The organism is Streptomyces sp. NPDC054840 (assembly GCF_053611065.1).
The window spans coordinates 1-7,625 of the sequence record NZ_JBSGZP010000353.1 but is presented as its reverse complement, the minus strand read 5'-3'; the positions used below and the strand labels follow the sequence as shown (position 1 = coordinate 7,625).

Below are 7,625 nucleotides of genomic sequence, written 5' to 3'. Positions count from 1 at the left end.
ACGCCGTTCTCCTACCGCTACGCGTTGCTGGCGCTCACCCAGCGCTCCAGGGCGGCCCGCGCCGCACCCGAATCGATGGACTCCGCCGCACGGGCCATGCCGGCCGCGAGCTGTTCCTCCAGGGTGCCCGGGCCGGGGTCGAGAGCCACCAGGGCGGCCGCCGAGTTCAGCAGTACGGCGTCGCGTACCGGGCCGGTCTCGCCGGCAAGGAGGCGGCGGGCCACGTCCGCGTTGTACGAGGGGTCCCCGCCGGCCAGGGCGGAGACGTCGACCAGCGTGATGCCCACGTCACGGGGGTCGAAGGCCTGCTCGGAGACCTTGCCGTCGCGGACCCACCAGATGCGCGAGGTCGACGTCGTGGTCAGTTCGTCCAGGCCGTCGTCGCCGCGGAAGACCAGCGCGGAGGAGCCCCGCGCGGCGAGCACGCCCGCGATGATCGGGGCCATCCGGGGATCGGCCACGCCGGTCGCCTGGGCGCGCACCCGGGCAGGGTTGGTCAGCGGGCCCAGCGCGTTGAAGAAGGTCCGGATGCCCAGTTCCTTGCGGGCCGCGGCCACATGGCGCAGTGCCGGGTGGAACTTCACGGCGAAGCAGAAGGTGATGCCGGCCTCTTCGGCGACCTCCACGACCCGCTCCCGGCTGAGGTGGAGGTTGACCCCGAGCTTCTCCAGGACGTCCGAGGAACCGCTCGCGGAGGACGCGGCCCGGTTTCCGTGCTTGACGACCTTGGCGCCGGTGCCGGCCACCACGACCGCCGACATCGTGGAGATGTTCACCGTTTTGGCCCCGTCACCACCGGTGCCGACGATGTCCACGGTGCGGCCGGGCACCTCGATCAGGTTGGCGTGCGCGTACATCGCCCGTACGAGGCCGTTGATCTCCTCGACCGTCTCCCCCTTGGCCCGCAGCGCGACCGTGAAGCCGGCGATCTGGGCGTCGGTGGCTTCCCCGCGCATGATCCGGTCCATGGCCCAGGCGGTGTCCTCGGCGATCAGGTCCTGGCCGGTCAGCAGAGCGTCGAGAACGCCCGGCCAGCCACGGGCCGCCACGCTGTCGCCGCCTGCCGGGGTCGCAACGTTCATGGTCCGCTCCTGCTGTCGGTGGGCCGTCCTCATGTTCTGGCGCCACGTCTGATCGGTCGGGGTTCAGCCTATCCAGCCCCGGTTACGGCAAAGAGCCCCGTCCAGACGCTGGACGGGGCTCTCGCCGTGGCGACACCAGGACTGACCGAAATCAATCCCTCATGCGTTCATCCGGAGATCAGTGGTGGCCGTGGCCGGACTGGATCTCCTTGTATTCCTCCACCGTGGGCTTCGGAATCTGGTTGTTCTCACCGTAGAAGCCCTGGCTGAGCTTCGCGCGCAGCTTCTGGGTGGCCTTCACCTTGCGCTCGACACCGTTCTCGTCGAGCGTCGGGCCGATCTCGATCGGCTTGTACTGCTCGTGCGCGGTGAGCTTGTGCAGCTGTCCCGCCGGGAGCGGCTCGTGGACCTCGACGAACTCACCGTGCGGCAGACGCTTGATGATGCCGGTCTCGCGACCGTGCAGCACCTTGTCGTGGTCACGACGCTGGAGACCGAGGCAGATCCGCTTGGTGACGATGAACGCCAGCACCGGGACGACGAAGAAGCCGATCCGGACGAACCACGTGATCGAGTTGATCGACAGGTGGAAGTACTGGGCGAACATGTCGTTGCCGCCGCCGATGAGGAGCACGATGTACTCCGCGATCCAGGCGACACCGAAGGCGGTGCGGGTCGGGACGTTCCGCGGGCGGTCCAGGATGTGGTGCTCGCGCTTGTCCCCGGTGACCCAGGACTCGATGAACGGCCAGACGGCGATCGCGCCGAGGACCAGCGGGAAGAGCAGCAGCGGGATGAACACGCCCAGGACGAGCGTGTGGCCCCACAGGTTGATCTCCCAGCCGGGCATGGCACGGATCAGGCCTTCCGGCATACCCATGTACCAGTCGGGCTGCGCACCGGTGGACACGTGGTCCGGGCGGTACGGGCCGAGCGCCCAGATCGGGTTGATCGTCGCGATGGCCGAGACGGCCGAGATGACACCGAAGACCAGGAAGAAGAAGCCTCCGGCCTTGGCCATGTAGACCGGCAGCAGCGGCATGCCGACGACGTTGTTGTTCGTCTTGCCGGGACCCGCGAACTGGGTGTGCTTGTGGTAGAAGACCAGGATCAGGTGGGCCACGAGCAGGCCCATCATGATGCCGGGCAGCAGCAGGATGTGCACCGAGTAGAACCGCGCGACGAAGTCGCCGCCCGGGAACTCCCCGCCGAACAGGAACATCGACAGGTACGTGCCGACGACCGGGACGGACAGGATGGCGCCCTGCATGAAGCGGACACCGGTACCCGAGAGCAGGTCGTCCGGCAGCGAGTAACCGGTGAAGCCGGTGAACATGCCGAGGACCAGCAGCAGGAAGCCGAAGAGCCAGTTGATCTCACGCGGCTTGCGGAACGCGCCGGTGAAGAAGACGCGCATCATGTGCACGACCATGGCCGCGACGAAGATCAGCGCCGCCCAGTGGTGGATCTGACGGATCAGCAGGCCGCCGCGGACGTCGAAGCTGATGTCGAGCGTCGAGGCGAAGGCCTCGGACATCATGACGCCCTGCATCGGCACGTACGAGCCGTGGTACACGACCTCGTTCATGCTCGGGTGGAAGAACAGCGTCAGGTACACACCCGTGAGGATGATGATGATGAAGCTGTAGAGGCAGATCTCACCCAGCATGAAGGACCAGTGGTCCGGGAAGATCTTGCGCATGTTGGCCTTGGCGAGGCCGTAGATGCCCAGGCGGCCGTCCGCCCAGTCCGCTACGCGCTCGCCGGCCGGCGCTTTGCGCTGGTTGTTGTCGCTGGTGCTCATCCGCGCTCCCAGAATGCAGGACCGACGGGCTCTTCGAAGTCGCCGAGCGCTTCGAGGAAGCCTTCGTCATTCACGCCGATCCGCAGCTGCGGAAGCGCGTGACCGGCCGGGCCGAAGATGACACGGGCGCCGTCGGAGAGGTCGAAGGTGGACTGGTGGCACGGGCAGAGCACGTGGTGCGTCTGCTGCTCGTACAGGCTGATCGGGCAGCCGACGTGGGTGCAGATCTTGGAGTAGGCCACGATCCCGTCGTGGGACCACTCCAGCTCCTGCTTGTCCTTGATGTCGTCCGGCTGAATGCGGACGATCATCAGGGCGGCCTTGGCGATCTGGACCTGGAAGTCGTGCTGCTCCTCCTCCAGGCCTTCCGGCCTGGCGAAGGTCAGCGACCCGACGAGCACGTCCTCGGGACGCAGCGGCTCGTTCGTGTTGTCGTTGATCAGCAGCTTGCCCTTGGCCCACGCGGTCTTGCGCAGCTTCTCCTCGGGCAGCGGGCCCAGGTCGCGCATGATCACGACGGCGGACAGCGGCAGCATGGCCAGCGCGCCCAGCATCGTGTTGCGGATCAGGGGCCGGCGGCCGATGCCGGACTCGTTGGCGCCGTCGGCGAAGTCCTGCAGGACCTGCGCCTTGACCTCCGGCGGAGCGGCGATCTCGTGGCGCTCGGCGGCGACCTCCACGTCGGACATCAGGGTGCGGGCCCAGTGGACCGCGCCGGCGCCGATGCAGAAGAGGGCCGTGCCCAGGGTCATGCCCAGGGAGAAGTTGAGCGCGCTGATCTTCCCGAGGGGGAAGATGTAGACGATCTTGTCGACCGGGAAGATCACGTAGGACGCGATGAAGCCGATCGTCGCCAGCATCGACAGGGTGAAGAGCATCGCGACGGTGCGCTCGGAGCGCTTGGCCGCCCGCTCGTCGATGTCCTGGATGCGGGGCTTGTGGACCGGCAGGCCCGGGTCGGCGAACGGGTGGTCCGCGACCGCGACGCCACCGTGGTGGGCGTCTCCCTGCACGCTCGGCAGGTGCTTCTCTTGGGGAATCTCTTGGTTACTCATGACTTCTTGGCCTTAGCGGTGTGGGCCGCGACCCAGACGGCGACAGCGATCAGCGCACCCAGGGCGAAGATCCAGCCGAACAGACCTTCGGAGACGGGGCCGAGGCCACCGAGCTTCAGGCCGCCGGGGCTGGTCGACTTCTCGCCGTTCACGTTCTCGAGGTACGCGATGATGTCCTTCTTCTGCTTCTCCGGCATGGTGCTGTCGGGGAAGGAGGGCATGTTCTGCGGGCCGGTCTGCATGGCCTCGTAGATGTGCTTCGGCGAGACGTCCTCAAGGTTGGGGGCGTACTTGCCGTTCGTCAGCGCGCCGCCTTCGCCGGTGAAGTTGTGGCACTGCGCGCAGTTGTTGCGGAAGAGCTCACCACCGTTGGCGATGTCGGCACCCGCCGGGTCGTACTGCTTCTCGGTCGGCGTGATCGGACCGGCGCCGAGCGACGCGATGTACGCGGCCAGCTGGTCGATCTGCGCCTGCTCGTAGACGACGGGCTTCTTCGGCACCTGGGCGCCGGGCTGCTGGGCGGGCATGCGGCCCGTGCTCACCTGGAAGTCGACGGCCGCGGAGCCGACGCCGACCAGGCTCGGGCCGTCAGAGGAACCCTGACCGCCGGTTCCGTGGCAGCTTGCGCAACCCACGGCGTAGAGCTTCTTGCCCTCCTCGATGGCGAGGGACTGGGCGGTTTCATCGGCCTGCGCCTTGCCCGCGGGGGCGAAGGCGGCGTACAGCCCCCCAGTGGCCGCCAGCGCGAGGAGTAGAACGACGACCGCCGCCAGCGGATGGCGTCGTCGTGCGGAGAGCTTTTTCACGGATTACCCCGGTGTCAGGATCTTCTGCGTCGGTGTGTCTGGATGGAGTGCCGGGTCCTGCCCGGTGACGTGTTCGCTACTTGATCAGGTAGATCGTCGCGAAGAGGCCGATCCAGACGACGTCGACGAAGTGCCAGTAGTAGGACACGACGATGGCCGACGTGGCCTGTTCGTGGGTGAACCTCTTGGCCGCGTACGTCCGGCCGAGGACCAGCAGGAAGGCGATGAGACCGCCCGTCACGTGCAGCCCGTGGAAGCCGGTGGTCAGGTAGAACACCGAGCCGTACGGGTCGGACGAGAGGGACAGGCCCTCATGCTTGACCAGCTCGGTGTACTCGAACACCTGGCCGCCAATGAAGATCGCACCCATGACGAACGTGATGATGAACCACGTCCTGAGCTTCTTCACGTCACCCCGCTCGGCGGCGAATACGCCGAGCTGGCAGGTGAGCGAGGAAAGCACCAGGATCGTCGTGTTCGTCGCCGAGAAGGGAAGGTTCAGGGCCTCGGCCTGTTCCGTCCAGAACTCGGGACCCATCACGGATCGCAGGGTGAAGTACATCGCGAAGAGGGCCGCGAAGAACATCAGCTCGGAACTCAACCAGATGATGGTTCCGACGCTGACGAGGTTCGGCCGGTTGACCGTCGGGTGCGCGTGCCCGGTATCTACTGTCGTTGCTGTCGCCACGACCGACATTATGTCGGTCGCTTATCCCGCCCTCACCCCGGGGGGTGCCGTTCGGAGTGTCAGGGGTGTGTGCAAGGCCCGAACGGCCCATCAGACGAGCCCTGCGCGCGGTCACCTGCGACATGTTCGAACCGATGTCGACCGCGCACCGGGAGGAGTAGCATCCCGCGCAACATCAACGTGATTCACGGCCAGGTGGAGGAACGAAATGCGGGCGACTGCGCGGGTTCTGGTCTACAGCGACGACGCGGGCACCCGGGAGCAGGTGCGGCTGGCGGCAGGACGCAGGCCCGCCGCGGACCTGCCGCCGGTGGAGTACCTGGAGTGCGCGACGCTGCCGGCGGTCCTGACGGCGCTGGACGCGGGCGGTGTCGACGTGTGTGTGCTGGACGGCGAGGCGGTTCCGGCCGGGGGCATGGGTGTGTGCCGCCAGATCAAGGACGAGATCTTCCGGTGTCCGCCGGTGCTGCTGCTGATGGGGCGCCCCCAGGACGCCTGGCTGGCCACGTGGAGCCGCGCGGACGCCGCCGTGACCCTTCCCGTGGACCCGGTGCCGTTCGCGGACACCCTGGCGGGCCTCCTGAGGACCCGTCTGTCCCTGGACGCCTGATACGTCTTGCGGGGCCTCACGCGCCCCACAGAGAGCCTTACGGGTGAATGAAGCCGGGATTCTCCCCCCGGACGGTGTCCGGGGGGAGATGAGGCCGGGCCGAGGGCACCTAGTGCTTTGGCCGGGAAGGTTTGCCGGGTTGCGGCGTCCGGTGTGGTGCATCGCAAGGCGGAGGGCCGCGGCTCGTACTGGACGTACTCGCGCGGTCCGACAACGCGGCGAGGTGCCGTGCCGGGCGTCGTGACCCGGTGAACCTTTCCGGTCACAGCACTAGACGGCGGGGCGCAGGCGGGCCTGGTCGACCGGGCTGCGGCCTTCCTGGGTGCCCTTGAGCAGGGCGCTGCCCTGGCGCCAGTCCTTCCAGTCCATGTTCCAGTCGCCGAAGCCGTTGCCGAAGACGTCCATGTCGTCGCCGATGCTGTTGATCACCTTGACGATGTCGCCCTCGGTGATGTTCTCGTAGAACCAGGCGGCGTTGCCGGTGCTCATGCCCGTGCAGCCGTGGCTGACGTTCTCGTAGCCCTGGGAGCCCACGGACCACGGCGCGGCGTGGACGTATTCACCACTCCAGGTGACGCGGGTGGCGTAGTAGACGGGCAGGTTGTAGTACTCGCTGCCGCCGATGCCGACGGTGTCGCCGCGCATCTGTACGAAGTACTGCTTGCCCAGCACCACCTTGATGCCGTTGCGGGTGGAGAAGCCGGGCTTTCCGGTGGTCACCGGAATGGTGTTGATCACTTCTCCGTTGCGCTTGAACGTGAGGTAGTGCGAGGAGGCGTCGGTGGTGACCTCGACCCGGTCCCCGATCTCCAGGTTCAGCGGCTTGGCGACGGCTCCGTGGAGCTCGTCGGTGATCCTGACGCCCTCCAGGTTGCTCCGTACGGAGACGGCGGAGTGGGCGGGCCAGTAGTCCTTGGGCCGGTAGTGGAGGTTCTTGTCGTCCACCCAGTGCCAGGCCCCCTCGACTCCGGGCGGGGCGTCGACGACCAGGCCCCGCTCCACGGTGGCGCGGGCGGCCTTGTCCGTGACGGGCTCGCTGAGTTCGGCGGTGATGGGCTGCCCGACGCCGTACTTGCCCTGCTCCGGGCCGAATTCGACCTTCAGGATCCCCTTGGACGGGGTGGTGTCGAAGGTGAGCGTGCGCTGCCCGGGGGCGCCCCGCTCGTCCTCGGTGCTCACGGTGACCGTGTAGCGGACGCCTGAGGCCATCGGGGTCGTGCTGTGCCAGCGGTCCCCCTTCGCGCTCAGTTCGCCCGCCAGGCGGCGGCCGTGGGTGTCCACGGCCAGCACATCGGTGATCCGGCCGCCGCCGCTCTTGGCGGTGATCTCCAGGGGCCGGTCGGGATCCACGGGGCGGTTGCCGGCGCGCTGGTTGAAGGCGACCTGATCGCCCGCGTCGTACGGGCGGGCTGACAGCGGGTTCTTGTCGCCGGACCCGCATGCGGTGGCGCCGGCCCCGAGGGACGCGACCAGCAGGGAGCAGCTGAGTACCGTCCAAAGACGCGGTGAGTGCTTCATGGATCCAACGCTATGAAGATATGACAATTACGGCGCGCGGGGTGACTGCAAACGAGGGGCCC

General features: G+C 67.6%; 7 protein-coding genes. 1 reads left to right on the top strand and 6 read right to left on the bottom strand.

Annotation, left to right across the window (positions count from 1 at the left end):
* Window positions 1-17: 17 nt before the first annotated feature.
* The 5 genes from trpD to ctaE form a co-directional block, all read right to left on the bottom strand.
* Window positions 18-1,082, bottom strand: coding sequence for an anthranilate phosphoribosyltransferase (gene trpD, locus ACWGIU_RS23340; protein ID WP_453708706.1), 1,065 nt, complete (start codon window positions 1,080-1,082; stop codon window positions 18-20).
* A gap of 178 nt (window positions 1,083-1,260) precedes the next feature.
* The gene (gene qcrB, locus ACWGIU_RS23335) at window positions 1,261-2,886 is read right to left on the bottom strand and encodes a cytochrome bc1 complex cytochrome b subunit (protein ID WP_453708704.1); all 1,626 of its coding nucleotides are present in this window, start codon (window positions 2,884-2,886) and stop codon (window positions 1,261-1,263) included.
* Window positions 2,883-3,941: a cytochrome bc1 complex Rieske iron-sulfur subunit gene (gene qcrA, locus ACWGIU_RS23330; RefSeq protein ID WP_453708702.1), complete on the bottom strand. Its 1,059-nt coding sequence runs from the start codon at window positions 3,939-3,941 to the stop codon at window positions 2,883-2,885. The genes qcrB and qcrA overlap by 4 nt, the downstream gene beginning before the upstream one ends.
* The gene (qcrC, locus tag ACWGIU_RS23325; RefSeq protein ID WP_453708700.1) at window positions 3,938-4,747 is read right to left on the bottom strand and encodes a cytochrome bc1 complex diheme cytochrome c subunit; all 810 of its coding nucleotides are present in this window, start codon (window positions 4,745-4,747) and stop codon (window positions 3,938-3,940) included. The genes qcrA and qcrC overlap by 4 nt, the downstream gene beginning before the upstream one ends.
* 76 nt (window positions 4,748-4,823) lie before the next feature.
* Window positions 4,824-5,444 (bottom strand): aa3-type cytochrome oxidase subunit III, encoded by a 621-nt coding sequence (gene ctaE / locus ACWGIU_RS23320; protein ID WP_030016446.1) that lies wholly within the window; start codon window positions 5,442-5,444, stop codon window positions 4,824-4,826.
* A 199-nt stretch (window positions 5,445-5,643) separates the two neighbouring features.
* Here ctaE and ACWGIU_RS23315 point away from each other — a divergent pair, with 199 nt between their 5' ends.
* Window positions 5,644-6,045 carry a hypothetical protein gene (locus tag ACWGIU_RS23315; RefSeq protein ID WP_453708698.1) on the top strand — a complete coding sequence of 134 codons (402 nt, stop codon included), beginning with the start codon at window positions 5,644-5,646 and terminating at the stop codon, window positions 6,043-6,045.
* Window positions 6,046-6,315: 270 nt separating this feature from the next.
* On the opposite strand, the gene ACWGIU_RS23310 is transcribed toward ACWGIU_RS23315, so the two are convergent.
* Window positions 6,316-7,563, bottom strand: a complete 1,248-nt coding sequence (locus ACWGIU_RS23310) for an Ig-like domain-containing protein (RefSeq protein ID WP_453708696.1) — start codon at window positions 7,561-7,563, stop codon at window positions 6,316-6,318.
* Between the last annotated feature and the right edge of the window lie 62 nt (window positions 7,564-7,625).